Origin of the sequence: Coprococcus ammoniilyticus (assembly GCF_025567345.1) — a bacterium.
In the GTDB taxonomy this organism is placed as follows: domain Bacteria; phylum Bacillota; class Clostridia; order Lachnospirales; family Lachnospiraceae; genus Coprococcus; species Coprococcus ammoniilyticus.
Window position 1 is genome coordinate 325,352 of the sequence record NZ_JAOQJS010000004.1, and the last position, 21,119, is coordinate 346,470.

Sequence of the window (21,119 nt, forward strand, 5' to 3'; positions counted from 1 at the left end):
ACCAAATAAATATTCCAACATGATAGAAGTCAAACCACCAAATAATACTTGCCATGCTAAATCCATATCATATGTGAACATATTGTTATACTGTGAAATGATAATTCCCACAATAAAAGAGAGTATGAACATCGTCCAATGTGTCCAACCTCGCCATAAAATTTCTAAACCACAATATATAAAACCAGATACTATGCCAATGCTAGTTAGCTGTAGTATCTTTTGTAGTAGTTTCTGTATTTTCGCCATCTGAATCACCACTTTCTGATGTAGAGGTATCCGTGTCAGGTGTATTATCTGAGTCATCTGTAGTTCCTGAACCGCCCATAAACCCAGCAATAAGTCCCTGTATAATCTCAAGAGTATTAGCTATAATCTCGTTATACTGTGCCTGATATGATTCATTAAGAGGTGTGTCATATGTATAAGACATAATTGTATTTCTGTCTGTCTCTCCGTCTAACTGTACACGAAGCAGATTACATTTAGTAGTTTCCTGAGTAATCTTTAACTGCATCTGAAGATAGAGTGATATAATTACTTTAGCAGGAAACATACGACATTCGTTACCATTTGAGTGATACGGCAAATATGCAACTGCTGGATTCTGCATTGCAGTCAAACAGAGAGAAGAGATATTGTTCTGATCATGTTGTTCAAGGCTGAATGTCTCTGTGCCCTTATCTGTTTCTATTTGTACACCCTTTGATATTTCTGCTGTGCAGGTACTATTGAGTACACCTTTCTTGTATGTCTTAATTTCCTCGTCAGACATTGTATTAAAATCTATAACAGGATTTACAATATCCTGTAAACTCTGAACTTGTTCAGCGAGATTATTCTTTGTTAGTCTAACCGCCAAGCAATCTACAAATTGGTTCACATCTTCATTATACTGTGCACCACAGTCTGTAATGTCAGAGTATGTATCGTATATTTCGTATAAGCCAACAGATATATCATTCTGGAATACCTGTATAGCTGTTATTTTCTTGAAATTCTCCTTCACTCCATGTAAGTAATCTGTCTGCAAATATAGCACAGGATCATTCGCAAAATCCTGTGCAGAGAACTTCACAAGAGTATAGGTTTCTTGATTATTAACTAGAACGTAACTTCGCATTTAACGCTCCTTTCTACATAATAAAAGAGCCTACCGAAGTAGACTCTATGTGTGTTAATTTATTCTTTTTAAATTTCCCATATTTCGTTACAAACGACAAAATCATTCGCAATTCTGATTTTAATGTTGTCGTTAATTGCGTATTTTAATAAATTCTCATCTTCAACAACCGCATCTGTTTCATATATTTCAGTAGTAATTAGATTCCCTTGCTTTGTTATATTACTCATTCTTCAATCACCTCGCCAGCTAACATTAAGTTTCCATTATTATCCACTGAAGCAGAGGATTGATATAATTCAAGAATATCAGAATCAGAAAGGGCAGTAGTATAAAATCTAAAATCAGACATACAGCTTTCACTATTTTCTAATGTTCGATCTCCAAATGTACTATTGCCTAGCCATAATCTAGGGTGATAAACAGACACTGCATTAAAATCAGACTCAGAAAATTTTATACCATTGCTATATCTATACACGTTTGTACCATCCCATGTAATAGCAAAATGTGTCCATTCATTTAACTTACCTCGACACTGAACTCCTACATGAATTTTATCTCCATTTGAATCTTTACCAAATATACCACCACTAGAACTTTTTTGCCCACTTGTATCCCAATAAATACCAACACCTTCACTTGTCCAACTATTAAAAGTAGCGAAGTCAAAATGCTGATGAGTAATAGCTGAAGGTATTTTAATCCAAAATGATATTGTAAATGCAGTCGTTGTTAAATTTAAGTTATCATTATAAATATAGCCAGTCCCATTAAAATCATAAGCCCCGTTATATCTAGGGGTGTTAGTATCCCATAAAATATCACCAGATACACTACCATTATTACAATAACCACTTGTATCATAAATCATATTATCATACATTACAGGATCATCCGTTGGACATGGAGTATAAGTAGTTGCCTTATTCCCTTTTTCAAGTTTGAGATTTGCGATAATTACAGATTCTCCTGCTTTTAAGTCATTTCTAAAATATACTAATTGTTTACTTTTATTTAATGCATCTTTCAAAGTTATATTTACAATATAATGGAAACCATATGTTTTTTTTATAACAGTTCCCTGTGCTGAAGCCACAATACTATGAGTTGCATCACTATCCCATAAGTTTGAAAAACTTACTTTAATGTTTCCAATCACATCATAAGACAATGTATAGATTGAACTTGGTTCTAACTTATCAAAATTCTCCAATAGACCATTGAAAATAAACATTTTCCAAGAAGTAGTAGGAGTAGTACAACTCATTTTTACAGCATTTATACCATTCCAATTAACAGATTCACACGAATATGAACCATCAGCATGAGCATTTGCCCATTTGGTTTTACCCTGATTTGTTTTTACAAGCAAGTTTCTCCCACCAATCTTACCATCAACATTTCCCATAGGATAGTGGCAGACTAATCCTTTTGATATTTCCTTGACTTGGCGTGGGGATAAACACTCATTATAGATTCGGAAGTCGTTTAATTTTCTATAAGCATTTTGCCAAACAATCCTTGTCTGATATTCAAAAGATGATGAATTACTTACGCTACTATATGTATATTTTTTGATACCATTAATATAAACTGTCATAGTTGGATTATGATATGTTACGGTAACATGTGTCCATTGATAAGATGGCAATACTCCCTTGTAAATTGGAGTCATCATAAATGCGTTTGCAGCATCGTTCATCCAACTTAGATGTAAATCATTGCATGTAGGATATTGAAAAATAGAAAACTTCCGATTATTAAATTCTACATTAGTATTAATATTTCCAAATATTGTGCCACCTTTTGACCCTTCTTCTGCATTTATGTATATCCAAAAACAAATTGTCAATGCTTGGTTATTTAAAATTTTAGATGTCATTGTAGCACTCATATCAAACTGCCCTTGTTCAAGACATTTTCCTAACTTACCATCATTAGAAAATGTTGGGTCAATACTGGTAATAAATTCATCATTAATCAATCCTTGATTTTTTATCACCCCATCTGTAAATGGTAGCCATAAACATAACAATCTATCACACTCCTTTCTCTAAAAATAGGAGAGTAGCACCGAACCTACTCTCCATAATATACTATATATGCCTATGCAAAAACGAAGTTTAAGCACTGTAATTCGGCGTTATACTCTAATGTAACGGCATCTCCAATCATTGTCTTATCTGCGCTTATTTGCCCCTCAGAAGCAATTCCTCCCTTTACTTTCAGTGCGCCAGTGGTCTTATTGGTCGAAGCTGTGGTAGATGAAATCGTTGTTTCCTTCGAGAAGGTTTTTGCTCCTGATATGGTTTGTGTTGTATCTATTGTGACATATTTAGATGTAATTACATTGCCTGCACCATCTTGGGTTGCTTTGGTAGCTGAAGCTACTGATTGAGAACCAATATTTGCAGATGTAATTATAATATTACCATTATGAGTAAATCTATTTGAGCTTATTGTGGTAAAATTAATACCCCAATAATTAGATATATTTAACCAATTAACCCCATCATCAGCTCTATATGTACCAAGTCCGTACCAACTACAGCCTGTAGAATTGACACTAGTAGCCGAAGGAGTCCATCTAAGAATTTGGGACGCAGATGATGAGATGATCGTACCAGTCATACTTCCACCAGTAAGAGGAAGATATGTTAAACTAATCACATTACCATTTCCGTCTTGATTAGCTTTTGTAGCAGAATCAGCGGATATAGCCTTAGTTGCGGTAGCAGCATTACCTGTTATACTAATTCCCCATGTGCCACTAGCTCCTGTACCATCTTTTTTAGGAACATAATCAGTGTAATTATTACTTGATAAAACGGTCTGCCATTCACCCCATGTATTAGCTTGTTGCCCACGCATTTGTAACTCAGGATTCTCTCCAATAGTAACTGCTAATTGAGAATCATATCCACCTGTATTATCCCAATAGAAATGTAAAATATGTCCATCAGATTTTGGCTTATTCGTAGTCATTAATTTTGTTGCTTTAAATGTAGCTAATCCACCACTACCTGTAATGGCTATATTAGCATTTGTAGGACGATTACTATACAAATTAGCTAATAAATTAGCCTTTAAAGCATTGCCACCAACACTATCACTTAGAGCATACTTCGTACTTGAACTCAAAGCGTCAGTAATACCATAGCCACTTAGCGTAGTAGGATTAGTACCAGCCGTTACATGACCATAAGTGTCAACAGTAACAGATTTATATGTACCAGCTTTCACACCACTTACATTGTGTGTAATCGCAACTGTCTTATCATCACCTATCGTAGCAGCTAATGCACCACTTGCAGTTACACCTGAGAAGTCGATTGTACCACCGCTAGAAACCTTGATAGAATCCAATTTACTACGTTCCTTTTCGGTCATAAGACCAAGACCAGTCGAACCTATTGCAGTCTGAAGATTAGCCTTTGTTATAGTAATCACGTTGCTTACACATGAATAGTCCGTACCAGCAAGAGTCACCTTTGAAGCATAATTATGTGTATGACTTGATGAAGACGCTCCAATATCAGAGAGAGAAAATGATATGTCTGATGCGCCATCAAATGACTTCTTAGCTGAACCAATTGTAATATTTCTAGCCGTTGTCAACTTACTTGCCGATAAAACATTCTTGGTTGAGTCAGCCGTATTATCTACATTACTAAGACCAACTTTAGATTTCGACAATGCAGGGATATCAGCTTCAACAAGTGTTCTAAATGTTGCCTTTCCATCTGATCCATTAGGAGCTGCAAGTATAGTATTTTTTGTTCGAGTGCTTTGAGCATTATAAACATAAGTTTCCCAATCAGATATATTAGCCATAGTATGTGTATGTGCAGATGGCGTAAATGTATCTGGTTTATCGGTGATTCCACTCCAAGGAACATTAGATGCAGTTCCTTTTAAGTTACCAATCAAACCATTGGCGAATCTAGCTGCACCACTAACAAGAAGTGTTCCTGTTGTAAGATCATCTACATCTACCGAACCACCAAATGACACGTTCTGACTAACCGAATCAAAATCTTTTCTGAGATATGTGTCTGAAATTGTATTGCCGTTTCCATCCTGAGTTGCCTTTATTGCACTTGCTACATTAAGAGTCGATGGATTTATCCATGATGGAGCAGAAGTACCTCCACTTTGTAATATATAACCAGCAGTTCCAAGAGATAACTGCGACAATGTACCGCTTGCACTTGCATATATAATAGCATTAGCAGTCCAAGATGATTTGCCCGTACCACCATAAGCAACGCCCATAGTTCCAACTGTCAAATCAGCCGAGCCATTCCATGACTTACCATTGATACTCAATGTATGAGTGAGTTGGTTAGCCTTACTAGCTGTAGCAGTGAGAGTACCATTAACAGTTAAATTACCTGTGACTGTACCACCTGAAATTGGAAGATATGTACTACCTATAGCATCCTTACGAGCATATTTATCTGAAAGCTTTATACCATTTTCATAAATAGTACCATCTTTATCTACCTTGAATAGATATTCCCAAGTAGACTGAGAAGAAGACGGATCTTTAACTCTACGAATATATAAGAATTTATTATCCCATTCGTTCTTAGAGCCGAAGATAGGTTCAACCATACCCATATCATAGTATTTCTGTGTTTCTTTATCGAAGACATAGTTACCACCATTGATGGTTGTCCATCCCGATTGAATACCGAGACTACCATCTTGAGACATAAGATACCAATGACCAGCCGTAAGAGCAGCGTTACCCTTAGAAATCAATGCACTATATTCTACACCGTTCACAAGTGCATCATCTTTGTTCCTAATATTATCAAACTCAGCAGAGCCAATATACCAGTTATTATTGGCATCACCAAAGTAACCTGCATCAGCATTGACTGTACCTTGATAAAAGGCATTGCCAACTGAATCTAAATAGAATCCAGGTGTGTGAATTTCTCCATTAGACAAATCAAGAAACGTACCAAGTGAACTATATGTTCCATCGTTACCAGCTACATAATTGTTTGACTTCAAGGCATCTGTTTTGAGCTTTCCACCTTCAATAATCGTTGCTGAACCATCAGGAGATTTGATGATGAACTGTTTTGTGATTGCCGCAACAGCAGAATCTGTAAGAGTAAGGGAGGTAGAAGATGAACCTGATTTTACGAGCCATAAGAACTGATCCAAGGACTGTTGTGCCTTTGTTTCGGCTTCTTTTGCAGTTGTATTAGCTGAAGTAGCAGTGGTCAATGCATTAGACGCATTTGTATTAGCTGTATTAGCCTGTTTTCTTGCGACAGTAGAAATAGAAAGAGCACTATTTAATCCATTAGATACGATAGGAGTAGTTGTCTCTTGCGTATTGTCGTCATAAATAACAAGTGTTCTTGTCCATATATATTTTCCCTCTGACCATTCTGGTTCTTTATCCGACCAACCTTCATTTGGTTGTAAAACGTTGCTATCAGAAATGGCATACTGAGGAGTAATAGATTTTACACCTTTACCCTTTACACCATTTTCACCTGGTTTACCATCTTGACCATTAGCACCTGATATACAAATAGCTTTTGCTGTTTGAGAATTATCTGTTTTGTCCTTGTAGTATGTAATAACTTTCTGCCACACATATTTTCCGCTTATCCATGCAACACTATTTGTTGTCCATTCGCCACCAACTAACTCTGTAGCAGAATCAGATTGATAGAAATATGTCGTTACATGATCCACGCCTTTTTCGGCAAGTTCACGAATTTTATTCGTTTCAACCTTTAAATCTTCTGTAGCCTTGTTTGCTTTATCGGCAGATGCTTGTGCTTGATTAGCCGATTCTTGTGCTTTTTCGGCTGCTTGTTGAGCAAGTGCTACTAACTTTTTAGCTGTGTCAAGGTCAATGATAACCTCTGATATGGTCTTTCCATCAGAGCCAACTTCTGTGCCTTTAATCTTCAGATATCCACCATCAATCGTAAGTCCATTTTCGTCTATAACAATAGATTTATCTTCATTATAGATTTGGAGTTCCTTGCCTATAATAAGATTACCAACTACAGTCTTGGCGATAATTCCGTAGTCCTCAACTAAATTGCCATTAATGTCTGTATATGTAAATCGTCCAACGCCCGTTTCAATTGTCTCCCAACCGTCTTTGGTGAGATATAGTCCGTTGTTTACAATCTTTAACTGCTTTAACGAAAATTCATTATACACATCATCCCAAGATCGAGCTAATAAACCATTTTTGGTAAGTGTTACTGTTTGCTCTTTAGAATTACTGAATGATATATTATCACCAAGTAATCCATTATTTGTCCAATCTGAAACTGTTTTTGTCGTACCTTTTGACTTATCTACTTGATCTTTAACAGAAGAGTAAGATGTAGACATAGATTTTGCTGACTGTAATACAGACTCTACATCTGAATAACCAGAATAGATTTTTTCTACAGTAGAAAATTCTACAGGTATTTCTGACAGATTATCGTAATCAACCTGATAAGAGAGCAGGCGAAGCGAGTATACCTTCTCGTCAATTCCGACCTTGATAAAATTACCAACTTCAAATTTATTTACAATTGGTTTGAATTCTGGCAGAGCAAGTAGATTACCCATTGTTGTGTTAATGGAATACTGTAAGTTTCCTGCCTTATATAATTCTCTCTGCGCCGCCTTAAATAATTCGGTGGCTCTCTTGATAAGTTCCGTATTATTTAATCCAGTAGAAGAGTAGTTTGAATTATTATAATCATCTTCACGCCGATAAGAATAGAATAAATTCCATAAGTCAGTACCGAGATATTTCTGTAAATCTAACTCTTTTTGAATTGACTGTTTCAAAGTTTGCAGAACACCAGTTGAATTGACTGGATCAAATATAGCTTTAACACTATTTAATTCGCTAGTTCTTGTTTTGATCTCATTATTGATCCACGTCAATCTATTTGCGTAGAATTTTTGATACTTCTTTTTAAGCTCGCTGTTATTATATTGTACATCTACAGAATCTTCTGTAAATCCATTTGTTACTATATCTTGGCAAGCTTGGAATTCTGTATACATATTAGTAAGCTCAGTCAATGAATAATATGTCAATTCCTTTTTAAAATCTGTATCTGATAAATCAAAACTGGTTATCTGCTTATCTTTGAGTTTCTTTGATTCAGCAGTCATACGCTTGATTTTTTGCTCAATATACTTCTCGTTATTTTCTAGTACAGAACATGTAACATCAACAGATCCTGTCAGATATTCTTCATTTTCGTCCTGCTGAGTTAAACTTGTAATTGTAACAGTACAGGAATATGTTTTAGTTTTCGTGGAAGAGTTGTAAGCAGACAGCGATTTCGTTTCAACCGAAATATCATAATATGCTGTGCTGCAAAATACTTGACATAATTTTTCCAATGTATTTCTTACTACACTGGATTCAATTGAAGATACTTTTGTTACAGCAACTCCACCCAATGCTTTGATACCATTTTTTATTGATGTTAAACTATCCTGAACCCCTAGTCCATTTATATCAATTACTGGCATCATACTATCATTAATGTAGTAATATAAATCAGTAGCATCATACCGAGCAGCAATGAGAGATGAATAACCCACAAGAGGGTTGGTCAATTTGTTAAAAGTGACTTTATCTTTATCATCATCTGAAACATTAGCAAATTTCTTGGTTATGGAAGTAACGACATTATTGTAGTTTGTAACTTTCGTAGAATCCAAAGCCATTTTTCTTGTTTTCTGAATTTCGTTGTACAGTGCATCATATGACTTTAATTTATTTTTGAGATTGTCAGGCATATCTGATAAAACATCGTCAGAAAAGTAATAAATATACTGTGATCCGTTTGGATTAATATTACGAATAGTAGCATTCATTAAATCATCTGCACCAGTCACATAAAAGCAGTTCTTTAAAGAGTCTTGATTTGACTCCAAAGTAATACTTTTTGTTAAATTGGTACTGTTGATTAATACATTTGTATCTTCACCATATTTATTAATTACTTTTGTTGATCCACACTCAGGACATGTATCAAGAAAATCTCCTCTGTATTTACATGCAGTGCATGTGCTATATAAATCATATACTGAAATAGTTCTTTGTTCAGAATTAAAAGAGAATAAACAATGATACGCTTCGGCAATATCATTTTTTAGTGCCGATAAGGTATCTGTTCCATCAAATATGAATTCGTGTACTGTTGATAATTCTCTAAGAGTAGAATCCACATGAGCAATTGAATAATGTGGTGCTTTTTCTAATACACGATGCAGAAGAGAAGCATGTGTAAGAATATATTTCTTTCTAGCAATTACAGAAGCAGTTGTTGGATATGCTGTTTTATCTTTAAGATAATCATATTTTGACTTTGCCCATATTTTTAAATTATCTTCTGAATCATAGTCATCAGGATCTCGATATAATACAGTTGGGAAGTTCTCATCGTACAAATCATTTGTCATATCAGCTTCCGTATTAATCTGTACTCCATGTAGATTGATATTCGATAATTCAGATTCACACAATGCTGTACCTGTAACAGATTTTGATAAATCATCTGGATCTTCTTCATTCACCGAAACAGCAATTTGAAATCGTTCTTTCAGTTCAGGTATATATATAATTCTAAAATCCACTAACTGATCCCATAGTGGATGTTTTATTCCATTGTTAAATTTATGTATTTTAAATGATATTTCATTTGCATCATTAAAATTGTTTTTATATGTTAAGCCAGAGACATTAGTAATTCCTCCATTACCGATTGTTTCAAAATTTTTGTGCTGTAATAGGAGAGTAGGAGTCTCTATTAAACCTTGGCTATTAAATAATACTTTCGCCATTTACAAAATGCCTCCTTATTTTAATTTTATTTATTATCCATTTCTTGATTCATCTGTTCGTGATATTCATTTGCGTCAAGTTGTAATTCATTTATCATGTGTTCGTAGTCAGTCTTGAGCTGTTTACACTCATCTAATAAGTCTTCATATTCTTCCTTCGCTACGAGAGTAGCTTCGATCTGTGTAGCGAATTTTCGCACATTATTTTCCCGTATATACTTACGCAATTCTTCATTTTCTGCCTTTAATTTTTCGATTTTCTTTGTCTTGGATGATTTATATCTCACAAATATCCACCTCCGATTTAATGTGTTTTGATGAGAAAATAAGCATAATAAAAGAGAGGAATTGTGACATTCCTCCCTGTTACTATGTTAATATTTAATTTTTAATATTTCCGTATTCCAAGTGAGTTGTGATTAGGTGATAAAGATCCTACTGTAGTATCTTTAATCATATTACGAACTCCACCCGTATTATTTTTAATAGCGTCCTTCATAGAACTAGCAAACTGCTGTGGATTCTGTACTCCCTCTAAGTTTACATCACCAATAGTGATATTGATGTCATTATCCGTTCGATTAGTAACAGGCATATTTGGCATTCTAAATGCATTACCAGTATACATATTACTAAACATCATAGGATTCTTTGCAAAATCCATCAATGTTTTAGCCTGTTCAGCAGTGAATATCATATCATTCTGACCAACAGATTTCAGTACACCCTTAGACACATCATACTGTAACTCTGTGCCATCTTCACCGAGATTAGCAATCATATCATAAGGAATACTCTCTGAACCACGTCTGAATCCTTTAATACCAGATTTGTGAAGTGTCTGCCAGAATGGCGAAGTAGCTTTATTTGAGAATGCGTAACCAGTCAAGTTGGCAAGATGTTGTAATGCTTCCTTTGACAAAATCTTACCAGTTTTACCACCATACGATTTCCATATAGCTTGATTAAAAGCATCATAATCAGATATTTTTTTACCCTTGGCAGGATTAATTAAACTGCTATTTATGAAATTCTGAATCTCACGTACCCTGGACTTTGACAACTTTTTACCTGCATCTGTTCCAGAACTTGTCGTTTTTGAAGTAGATTTGTTTTCAGAGCCATTTCCACCACCATAAGCTGATGTTCCACCAGAAGAATTACCAGATTTGTTCCCTTCAAGTTCTTTAATCTGATCTTGTAAATTTTTAATGCGATTCGCAACATCCTGTTTCTGTGCTTTTGATGTTACCTTTTCTTCTTTTAGTGCTTTAATCTGCTGATTTAATGCATCTATCTGTTCTTGTTTCTGTTTCAGTTCTTTTTCTTTTTCACTTGTTGTCTGTGAATCATGAGCCGTTTTATCATACTTTGCCCATGCCTTTTCTAAGAAAATCCTAACTCCATTAACCGCATCCGTTGTATTCTTGGTAATGTCGCCATTAGCATACATTTTAAGTCCATCTTTTGTAGCACTATAACCAATAGTAGATAATGTCTTGTTAATGACATTATTATCACTTGACCAATTCTCGTTGATTGTATCAATAAGACCTTTGAATTTATCATCCAATGTGTCAATGATATTCTGGATACTTTCGTCCAAATCATCCTGGAAGTCTGAGAGCATATCCTGTGTAGCAGAAACATACTGGTCAAACTGCGTATCTTTGAGATCTTTCTCAGCATCTTTGAGTGAAACATTTAATTCCTGAACTTTTGCTCTTGCTTCTTCAGAAACATCACCAGAATATGCCTGAAGTTGCTTACGGATATTAGCAATCTGTTGAGTCTTATCACTAATATTGTTTGCATAATCATAAGCATTCTTTTCAGAACTAATAAGATCATTATATTGGTCGATCAAATCAGAAATATGATTCCTGAGTGAAGTATAGCCATTTTCAATGAGATCAATCACGGCATATTTTTCATCTTGTGCCCCTGCAATTGCATCCTGATATGATTTAACCAATTCTTCTTTGTGGGCAATCAGTTTTTGATTATACGGATCGTCCGCAAGTTGTTTATTAATCTTCTTAATTTCACTCTGATACTTTTTGGCTTCCGTTTGGTAGACTTTGTAGTTAGATACATGTAATCCGGCAACAGCGTTACCTTCTTTTGTTAAGCCACCAGTCTTATCGGATGTCAAATCCTTACGAGACAATTCATTGATAACGAAGTCAGTCTCTGTTGTAAGATTCTGCAACTTAGAAACATATTCATCTACACGATCCCAACGTACCTGTAAAATCTGATTATTATATTCAGCAAGTGCCTTTTTCGCATCATTAATGGAATTGGTTGTGTCGTCAATTTGCGACTTCATATCATGCCATTCCGTACTTCCTTTTTTGATGCTTCCATTAGCCACACTGTCGTCTAATTCTTTAATCTGTTTCTTACGTTTTTCTATAAGAGAATCGTATTCTTTCTGTTCGGTCTTTTGTAAACGAACATACCAATTAGCAGAAGCTCCATTGCCACGCTCCTCATATAAAGACATTTTGGCATTTAACTCTGTAGCAGTTTGTTCATATTTATGACGTTTGTTATCCATCTCTGTTGAGATATTGGAGAACTTCTGCTGTGCCAATTCCGCTTTCTGTGCAATAGCGGTCTGCTTATCTATTTCAGCCTGTTTTCTTGTTTGGTCTAATGACTCACGAGCATTATTATAGCGGATACACGATTCATAGAAAGAGCGAGAGATATATCCCTTTTTATAGTATTCTGTGATCTTAGATATTAATGATGCAGAAATTGGTTTCTTAGATTTTGCCTGTGTACGTGCCTTTTCAATTACATTTGATACTGCTTTCTGACCTTTGCTTCCCAACCCTTTATAAGCTGTTGCTGTGGCAGACTTATTCATAGTCTTTCTTGCAGATTTTACAGATGAAGCATATTGATCAATTTCAGCTTGATTATTCTTAGCAATTGTATCATAGCCAGAAGCTTGTTTATTAAGATATTTGTTCTTAGTCTTTGCTGTAACAGCATTGTCAGACTTCGAACTATTCAAATCCATAGTAACATTTGTGGCATCGTCTTTGTTACTATACTTCTCTGTAATATTCTTAATCGCATCGGTGTAATTGCTAGAGTAAGCTGTTGCGTATTCCATCCTAGCAGTTTCAGCATTATCAAGAGCTACATTGTATGCATATAACCGATTATACACATAAGTAGAATGTGCACTGATTGTAGATAAATCCGCATCAGATACAGCAGTCTTGTTCTTAATCGCTTTCTGAGCATTCAACAGAGCAGTGCGATATTTAGTATCTTTCGTTCCTTTAATAGCATTAGTAACCGAGCCATTTGCCGATGCAGCTACTCCATTTGTATCACGGGTTACATTTTGAACATAGTCACGATATGTTGCGTTCTGTTTGCCTAGCGAAGAGTTAGAAGCATTAAGCTGTGAATTCTTTGCTCTGGCTGAATTAGCTACTGTATTTGTCGCAATATCATTATATCCTGTAATGGAATCGAGTTTAGCGTCACGCTGTTTATCCCGAACATCCTTCAGATCCTGAATATAGGTGCGGATATTCTTGTGCAGTTCTTCTAATGCGTCAGAAGCATCCTTGCCTTTGTTATACCATTCCTGATAAGCGGAGATAACTTCCCGAATCTCATCTGAGTATTCTGAAATATTCATGCTACCATCCGCAACACGAGTCGCAATGACATCGGCTGTTTTCTGTGAGATAACTTCACCTGCTACAGCTTTATCCAGAATTTGACTTGCTTGTGTATAATATTTATCTCTAGCAGTTTCCTCGTAGCCAACCTGTACATTTGTTGCGTCTATAGCATTGTTGTAATTTTTGGCAGAGGATGAATATTTCTTGTCGTCTAACTGGGATTCAGCCTTAGAAATGTATTTACTGATCTTATCCGTCTGACGTTCCAGTTTGATTTCTATCCAGTCGAAGAGAGTAGAGAGCCAATCTTGAAGTTTTTCAAGTGGGGTTTTCTTTTTGGCGGACGAACCTGTTTTGTCAGAATTTGACGACTTAACCGTACTAGGTGCTTTATACTGTACTTGTGCATCTGATGCCATTTTTGCACTAATAGCAACCTTAACCTGATGATTTAATTCCTTTTCAATCTCAATAGCTTCCTGACTACTGGTTGCATTTTTCATTCTTTGATACAAGCCCATATAACGAGTTGTACCCTCTAAAGAGTCAGCCAGTTTCGCTAAGTTCTGAATACTACCAGATGTCCAAATAGATGACTGATTTGCTGCGACCTTCTGAATCGCATAATTCTGTAATGCAGTTGCGTCTTGTCCTGATGCGTTTGCTTCATTAATTAACGATGCAATATCTCCTAATGTAGCATTCTGCAAATCAATCGAAGCTAACTGTGAATATCGTTTAGCATCTGTTGCTGCGTTGATATTGGTGGACAGATTTGATAAAATAGCACTCTGATTTTCCTGCGCTTGTGTCAACCAATCTGTTGAACTTGCCAATCGACTATTAACAACCTCATCGGCATTAACAACACCGATTTTTTCAAGTTCTGATTTTACATAATCTGCATTGTCTTCAGTCAAGTTTTTAATCAGGTCAGAATTATCTATATATGCCGTTGCGAGCTTATTCAAAGCTTCTTTACCAGCAGATATATCCCCCGGCATAGAAGTCAATGTATCCTTAAAATCTTCAAGGGCAGTACCGCCATCAAGTTCTCTAAACTTTTCATTCAGTCCCTCGATCGCATCAGCAGCTACACTTGAACCAGATACAATTTCATTATAGATATCTTCAAAACCAGAGAATGAATCCTTAATATCCTTTAATGGGTCAATAGGATCGGCTTTAAATGATGCATCTAGCTCATCCGAATTGATATAATCCTCAATTTTCTGTTTAAGATATTCAACATATTCTTTTGCAGTCTGGTCAGTAGATTGTTTATCTATAGACAGTTTGTCCAGTATATCCAGATTATCAGGAGTGAGAGAATCGATAAAGTTGTTTAAAACATGTCTATCACCTTCTCTTGTGTCTCCAAACACACTCAAGATACGGTCTTTCTGTTCCTGTGCAGTTTTTGTAATTTCAGCATCATCTGGTTTAAACCATGAAGAGAAATCGACTTCTGTATGATCAGTATCGTAGTCTTGTATGATCTGTGCATATCGGTCAAAATCAGCTTTGGATAGATCTTCGTTCAGGACTTTGTTCATAGCATCGACAACTCGTGTGTCATCTATACTGGCAATAGAATTGATAATATCATCCTGTATTTTATCCTTGAACATCTTATCCCAGTCAGTACCATAATCAGCCGTTTCGTCATCATAACCAAGATTAGAAACAATTGTATCTACAATCCCTTGTTTGACAGAATTATTCTTGGCAAAATCCTGATAAGTAGCATCACTATAAAGTGACTGTGTTACATACTGTCCAAATGATTTATTTTCATTATCAATTTTAGTCTCTAAATCAGATATGGTTTTTTGATACTGTTCATAATAGTCTTGATAAATTTGAGTGAATTTTTCTTTTTCTTCAGAGGTTAATTTGACATTAGTAGTATTATGACCCGTTTGGCTTATCCATGAATCATAATCCATCTGATGTTTCTGCATCATCTCTGACAGATCATCAAAATATGTAATATATGATTCCCCAGTATTACTATCATCTAATTTAGCAATAGCTTCCTGTGCTTTCTTTTGCTGTTCTAATGCTTCGTTGTATTTCTTAACATCATCGTTCATATCCTGACGATATGATTTAAAAATATCTGGCATCTGTTTTGCCATATCCTGTGCAGCAACAGCTTTTTGTGCTTCTACTAAACCATTAAGAGATGAGGTAATTATCTGTACATCACCATTTAAGTCGAGTATCGCATCTCCATTATCTGTATATCCATTGGTGAGAGTAGGAAATAAATCAGCCAGATCATTACTAATATTTAAGAATTCTTCATAATCATCGTTGGATAATGAACCCTGATTCTGTGTTGCTTTGCCAAGATTCCCGACTCCCTGTGCGAGTTCTGCATAACGATCTTTAACTTCATTTACCTTTGAAGCGGTAGAGTTCATTTCGTCTTGGATAGATTTGAATTCACTACGGGCAGTTTCACCAAGTTCAGATATTTTCTGTTTAGCTTCTTCCTCGGCTTTTCCAGAGAATTCTTTAAACAGTTGTGAAATGCCTTCAACTACTAATGACGCAGCAGCACCAATAACCATGCCTCCAATAGCATTGATAGTTCCTGCAAGTAACTTACCGCCTAAATTTTTAATAGATGAGCCAATATTTTTTAAATTAAATCCAGTCTGATTTAATTGCTTTTGATATGCTTGTAGATAGGTTTGACCTTCTTTGAGAGAAACATTACCATCTCGAACCGACTTGGCAAACGTAATAGATCCTTCTGTAGCTTTTGGGTATTTTTTGATGAGATCGTCAAGTGGTTTGTTAGGATTGTTTAAATTTTCATCGTTTAAAAATCCAATCGTGTCATCATTTAGCTGAATATTATTTTTACCAAATGAAAAACCATTCACATTATCATAGTTTGCAAGCGTAGAATATAAATCACTTTGTACTCATTATATCCAAATAATGTAAATGGCTTCTCAAAATGTAATATAGTATTTTTATTAATGATTATGACACAATCGGTATATCATAATATCCATCTTTACGCAATAGTTTCCTTATGTAATCTAATCCCTTTTTAGTCGAATATGTCACAGACCGTATTTTTCCATCATGACAAGGTGTTTCCTTTACAGCAAATTTGCCTTCTTTTCTGAATCTCTCATAAGGTACATTCACCATATCTTTATCATAGAACAGAACCTTTTTACCACGAAGGTAAGCGAATAATGTGTATTCACCAATTCCCAGTTCTTTTGCAACTGTATTCATTTGCATTAATCCTTCAGTATTCATCAAATCATCATAGAATGTCTGTAGCTCTTTATTCTTCTCTATTAATTCATTCACTATTTTACCTTGTAAATCTGATGAGAGAGAAGAGAAGTAGTAATTTACCATTTCCTGCTCTCTGCCATGAGGTATTGCTGCACCTGTTAATCGAATTGATTTCAAATACTTCTTAATCTCTTTTTTCATCTTTTTAGCGATAGGCTTGCGAGACTGCATACACACTTCATACAACCCATCTTCTGTTAAAAACCAAGCATCTCTGTTCTGACCTGATAGGAATAATGTTCCCATCAGCTTTTCGTCATCATCCACAGATTTTACCATTTTAGAAGTCTGTGAATGTTCAATCCAATCAGCAACATCACTTGCAAGAAACAATGGTGTTTCAATATTATCGTATACTTTAATCTTTTTCCCAAGAATCTCAGTCTCTTGGATGACTGTTAACACTTCATTCATCTGTATTCCTCCAAAATTTCATTGATAAAATTTTGAAAGTATAGTAGACTAGAAGAGTAAGAGAACATCTTACCATATGTAGAAACTCCTGTGCATCCGTCCAAAGATAGCAGGAGTTTTTTTATTTTCTCTTTAAATTAGACTTAATCTTATCTATCGCATTCTTATTAAACAGATAGCTACCTTTTGAAGTTTCTCTAAAATCAGTTTCGGGTAACTTCAACGCTTTCGCCATTCTAACAAGATATGCAGGTGTGATATCTAATTGTCGAGAGACTTCGGCAGTAATAAATACTTCTCTTACATCTGACATCTCTATACCTCCTTGTTACAGTATTAACTATAACACTATAAAAGTTAGATGTCAATACATTTATATAAGATATGAGTGATATTTATATTGAATACAATATATGATTTTGTTATACTAATAAAAAAGGTGGTGATATAGTGTATAAGATAACATTTTGTCAATATTGTTATGAGCATGGTATAGATAAAGCAGAAGGAAGTAACCGATGTGCCGAATGCTTTAATGGTCGATTCAATACCGAAATAACAACTTGCCCGATTTGTGGTAACCCAACTAAGAAAATGGAAATAGATGTTGTTGAGTTCAATACAATCCTTGATATCTCCGGTGAAACATCATTTATTCTCGCAATGGATGAACTTAAGCAAAAAGATCCAATCGAGTTCCAATTAAAAATGTCCCAATTTAAGACGCAACTTCAACAACAGAATAGCAATACCACTACAGTTAGTAATACTCCAAAATGCCCTACATGTGGCTCAACCAATATCAAAAAAATATCAGGATTAGCCAAGGCAGGATCAGTTGCAATGTTTGGAATATTATCTCGAAAAGTTCATAAACAATGGCACTGCAATAGTTGTGGGAGTGAATGGTAATTTTTGTGCCATAAGTATTGCCAATTCACAAGCGATCATGTAAAATAACAAGTTGGAAATAATGTTATATAGGCATTCATATAATTATTTGACGTATGGATGTCTATTTTTTATATTCATGATCACAATAGATTACATCTTGGTAATTTTTCACAAAACATATGTTTAACCTGTATTATGCGTATAAATTATGATAATATATTATCATCTTATACAAATGAGGAGGATTTATCATGAAAGTAAAATTGTCAAAAGAAAACCAAGAGATAAAAGAAAAATTAATTTCTAATTTTAAAAGCACCAAGTTAACTACCAACCTTAGTAAAGATATAGTTAATCTTATAGCAGAAATGACAACGCAAGCACTTCAGATGTCTCAAGAAGATAAAAAGGACGAGTAGAATTAGTGCTCGTCCTTTACGTAATTTATTGGACTTAATAAATAATTAATAGTGTCTTGAAAATCATTTGTATTAATTTTTTTATATCCGTTTAAATGTTTTGTAAACATATATTCATACAATAGATCCAGTAATGCATCTGTGATATCTGGATTTATTGTATGGATTTCTTTTTTAATTTCTTCCAATGTTTTCATGTTTATATACCTCTGTTTCATTAATCTAGTTATTCCGTTCGATCTAAAATAGAAGATAAATAAAATAAAATCATTATTATTTTGGATGGGCGGTGTATCCATCATCTCAGGTACTCTTTTCAGAGTGTGTCGGGAACCATTTCCGACCTCAAAATAATGAATGAGCATAACAAAAGAGCAGGAGATTAACTTTCCTGCTCTTTTTGATCAACCTTTTTTTTATTATTATATAAAGTAGGCATTAATTTTAATTTATTCTTTTTTTCTCCCAATTCAATTAATTCTTCAATAGTATACTCTTTAGGTTGATTTTTAATTATTTCTTCATTAACGCTTATGCTTTTCTTTTTTCTCCTAGCTGACACATTACACCTCCGGTATTTCTTTTTTATTGTTTAAATTTAACAAATAAGAGACATGAATTAAATTAATATATGGAGTTAAATAATTCTCTACAAAGTCTCTTATATCCGCTTTACTATTATGTCCATTGATAGCAAAAGTATCTAAAAAATCAATTTGTAAAATAAACTTTAAATCGTTTTTATCATATGCCTTAACAGCAATACCAATATATGTTTTAACATCTGTTGTATGCATAGGATTTTTATACCATATATCTTTATCATTCAACTCAGTTGTATCTAATACATTAACTCCGCCTTCTTCATTTAAAAATATTTTATATGCATAATATTTTCTTTTCTTTTCAAGTTCCACTGATTTCCTAACAGTTGACCTTTTGCCACTTCGTCTACTAACCATTTTTATATGTTTTTCGCTTTTTGCATTTTTAAAATTCTTATTAAAAACATACTCTACAGATACTCTTGTGTCGCATCTAAAAATTTCTTTAAAATTTTGATATATTTTTTCACAAACTAAATCGGAAACAGTTTTAAAAATCTTACTCTTCCAATTATTATTATTTTCAATTTCAACAGTAATTGATTTTAATAAAGAACTTTGATTTGACAAAATTTCATGAGCAAATTTCCTTTTTTTATAAGCTTCTTTTGAATATGCATTACATATATATGCATAAATGCCATCTAATATTATTAAAATTAAGAATAAAATAAATAGAATATTTTTCCCCTTTTCATATAAAATAGGAGCAAAAATTCCTAATAATGCAGATATAGTAGTATGTACATATGATTTTTGTCCAACAGAATAACTTAACCTAATAAATTGGACTAACGCTCCATCATCATTTTTATGATTTTCTATCCATGTTAATAACTTGTCGCTCATTTTGTTCCCCCTGAATGTATTATTTCCCATTATATACCAATAATAGACATAATACTATCAGAACATTTGTACGCATTCAGAATTCTTAACTATTTCTTTACCATGTGAATGATATAATATTCATATTACTTATTCACAAAAGGGTAGTGGAGGCACACATGATGACAATTTCATATCCCGAAGGGACTACAGTTTCTGGTGAAATTATCAAACTTGATGACTTTGTTGTGATCACACGGACATATTCAAATGGGGTTAAGATTATGCTTCGTGAATCTGAGAATGGAGTGTCAATTAATATCACTGGACTGGAAAAAGAGTAGTACAATAAAAGACACCTTAATTGGTGTCTTTGTTTGTATTCAACATATTAATTATTCCGTCTATATCCGGTGTCATAAAATGTTTATTACCAGATTCACATTGTTTTAAATATTCCTGACAAGATTGTATTATATCTGATTCGTTATCGTCAATTATTTTCTTTACCAATATATCAAATGATTCACTTATCAAATAAGATTGTACATACATGTCATCAATTGGAAACAATTTAATATAATGTATTCCATGCGAATGACGAGGCTTTGTTTTTGAATTTGGTGGTAATGAAAAATATTGATCTTTTGGCGTTTTGGGTGATATATTTGAACGAAGAGGTACAACAAACTTATGATATTGTTCCTTATACTTCAATTTTACAATTAAAACACTTGGACGACCATCTTCATTAAACATAAGTTCCTTATGCACGTTGTTTTCTCTACACTTATTGAAAAATTCATTAGATATTTTAACTAACCTCATCTTTTGCTCCTATAAAGAAAGAGCCATCTCTGGCTCTTTCTAACTTACAATTGGATAATATTCTAATTTTACATCCCGTTATCCACGGAGATATACTTACAATTGAATGATATTCTAAATTTAAGTCCCGTCATTCACGGAGACAAACATACAATTGAGTAATATTCTTGCC

Annotated in this window: 15 protein-coding genes; 3 read left to right on the forward strand and 12 right to left on the reverse strand. The window is 34.2% G+C overall.

Translation table 11 applies throughout. The features are described 5' to 3' along the window. Positions 1–202: 202 nt before the first annotated feature. From OCV60_RS07840 to OCV60_RS07875, 8 genes are all read right to left on the reverse strand, one after another. The gene (locus OCV60_RS07840; protein WP_262529937.1) at positions 203–1,123 is read right to left on the reverse strand and encodes a hypothetical protein; all 921 of its coding nucleotides are present in this window, start codon (positions 1,121–1,123) and stop codon (positions 203–205) included. Between the two features lie 68 nt (positions 1,124–1,191). Next, positions 1,192–1,353: a hypothetical protein gene (locus OCV60_RS07845; protein ID WP_262529938.1), complete on the reverse strand. Its 162-nt coding sequence runs from the start codon at positions 1,351–1,353 to the stop codon at positions 1,192–1,194. Next, positions 1,350–3,161: a LamG domain-containing protein gene (locus OCV60_RS07850; protein ID WP_262529939.1), complete on the reverse strand. Its 1,812-nt coding sequence runs from the start codon at positions 3,159–3,161 to the stop codon at positions 1,350–1,352. The genes OCV60_RS07845 and OCV60_RS07850 overlap by 4 nt, the downstream gene beginning before the upstream one ends. A 71-nt stretch (positions 3,162–3,232) precedes the next feature. Further along, entirely contained in the window at positions 3,233–9,973 is a 6,741-nt protein-coding gene (locus tag OCV60_RS07855) for a hypothetical protein (protein ID WP_262529940.1), read from the reverse strand. Between the two features lie 26 nt (positions 9,974–9,999). Then, complete coding sequence (locus tag OCV60_RS07860) at positions 10,000–10,260, reverse strand: hypothetical protein (protein ID WP_262529941.1); 261 nt, start codon at positions 10,258–10,260, stop codon at positions 10,000–10,002. Positions 10,261–10,361: 101 nt separating this feature from the next. Beyond that, complete coding sequence (locus OCV60_RS07865; RefSeq protein ID WP_262529942.1) at positions 10,362–16,526, reverse strand: hypothetical protein; 6,165 nt, start codon at positions 16,524–16,526, stop codon at positions 10,362–10,364. A 103-nt stretch (positions 16,527–16,629) separates the two neighbouring features. Continuing rightward, positions 16,630–17,373 (reverse strand): phage antirepressor KilAC domain-containing protein, encoded by a 744-nt coding sequence (locus tag OCV60_RS07870; protein ID WP_262529943.1) that lies wholly within the window; start codon positions 17,371–17,373, stop codon positions 16,630–16,632. Between the two features lie 121 nt (positions 17,374–17,494). Next, positions 17,495–17,686: a hypothetical protein gene (locus OCV60_RS07875; protein WP_262529944.1), complete on the reverse strand. Its 192-nt coding sequence runs from the start codon at positions 17,684–17,686 to the stop codon at positions 17,495–17,497. Between the two features lie 137 nt (positions 17,687–17,823). Between OCV60_RS07875 and OCV60_RS07880 the strand changes: the two genes are divergently transcribed. Next, entirely contained in the window at positions 17,824–18,285 is a 462-nt protein-coding gene (locus OCV60_RS07880; protein ID WP_262529945.1) for a hypothetical protein, read from the forward strand. 233 nt (positions 18,286–18,518) lie between these two features. After that, positions 18,519–18,686: a hypothetical protein gene (locus OCV60_RS07885; protein ID WP_262529946.1), complete on the forward strand. Its 168-nt coding sequence runs from the start codon at positions 18,519–18,521 to the stop codon at positions 18,684–18,686. Between the two features lie 2 nt (positions 18,687–18,688). Here the strand turns inward: OCV60_RS07885 and OCV60_RS07890 are convergent, their stop codons facing one another. The 3 genes from OCV60_RS07890 to OCV60_RS07900 form a co-directional block, all read right to left on the reverse strand. Beyond that, complete coding sequence (locus OCV60_RS07890; protein WP_262529947.1) at positions 18,689–18,883, reverse strand: hypothetical protein; 195 nt, start codon at positions 18,881–18,883, stop codon at positions 18,689–18,691. Between the two features lie 185 nt (positions 18,884–19,068). Beyond that, positions 19,069–19,248, reverse strand: coding sequence for a hypothetical protein (locus tag OCV60_RS07895; protein ID WP_262529948.1), 180 nt, complete (start codon positions 19,246–19,248; stop codon positions 19,069–19,071). 1 nt (position 19,249) lies between these two features. Beyond that, positions 19,250–20,140, reverse strand: coding sequence for a hypothetical protein (locus OCV60_RS07900; RefSeq protein WP_262529949.1), 891 nt, complete (start codon positions 20,138–20,140; stop codon positions 19,250–19,252). Positions 20,141–20,298: 158 nt separating this feature from the next. Between OCV60_RS07900 and OCV60_RS07905 the strand changes: the two genes are divergently transcribed. Beyond that, positions 20,299–20,463: a hypothetical protein gene (locus tag OCV60_RS07905; protein ID WP_262529950.1), complete on the forward strand. Its 165-nt coding sequence runs from the start codon at positions 20,299–20,301 to the stop codon at positions 20,461–20,463. A 16-nt stretch (positions 20,464–20,479) separates the two neighbouring features. Here OCV60_RS07905 and OCV60_RS07910 read toward each other — a convergent pair whose 3' ends face one another. Further along, positions 20,480–20,947 (reverse strand): hypothetical protein, encoded by a 468-nt coding sequence (locus OCV60_RS07910; RefSeq protein ID WP_262529951.1) that lies wholly within the window; start codon positions 20,945–20,947, stop codon positions 20,480–20,482. Between the last annotated feature and the right edge of the window lie 172 nt (positions 20,948–21,119).

Excerpts from the sequence above, each read along its gene's own strand:
- OCV60_RS07840 (WP_262529937.1), bottom strand. The coding sequence starts at position 1,123 with ATGCGAAGTTACGTTCTAGTTAATAATCAAGAAACCTATACTCTTGTG.
- OCV60_RS07845 (WP_262529938.1), bottom strand. The coding sequence starts at position 1,353 with ATGAGTAATATAACAAAGCAAGGGAATCTAATTACTACTGAAATATAT.
- OCV60_RS07855 (WP_262529940.1), bottom strand. The coding sequence starts at position 9,973 with ATGGCGAAAGTATTATTTAATAGCCAAGGTTTAATAGAGACTCCTACT.
- OCV60_RS07870 (WP_262529943.1), bottom strand. The coding sequence starts at position 17,373 with ATGAATGAAGTGTTAACAGTCATCCAAGAGACTGAGATTCTTGGGAAA.
- OCV60_RS07875 (WP_262529944.1), bottom strand. The coding sequence starts at position 17,686 with ATGTCAGATGTAAGAGAAGTATTTATTACTGCCGAAGTCTCTCGACAA.
- OCV60_RS07885 (WP_262529946.1), top strand. The coding sequence starts at position 18,519 with ATGAAAGTAAAATTGTCAAAAGAAAACCAAGAGATAAAAGAAAAATTA.
- OCV60_RS07890 (WP_262529947.1), bottom strand. The coding sequence starts at position 18,883 with ATGAAAACATTGGAAGAAATTAAAAAAGAAATCCATACAATAAATCCA.
- OCV60_RS07900 (WP_262529949.1), bottom strand. The coding sequence starts at position 20,140 with ATGAGCGACAAGTTATTAACATGGATAGAAAATCATAAAAATGATGAT.
- OCV60_RS07905 (WP_262529950.1), top strand. The coding sequence starts at position 20,299 with ATGATGACAATTTCATATCCCGAAGGGACTACAGTTTCTGGTGAAATT.
- OCV60_RS07910 (WP_262529951.1), bottom strand. The coding sequence starts at position 20,947 with ATGAGGTTAGTTAAAATATCTAATGAATTTTTCAATAAGTGTAGAGAA.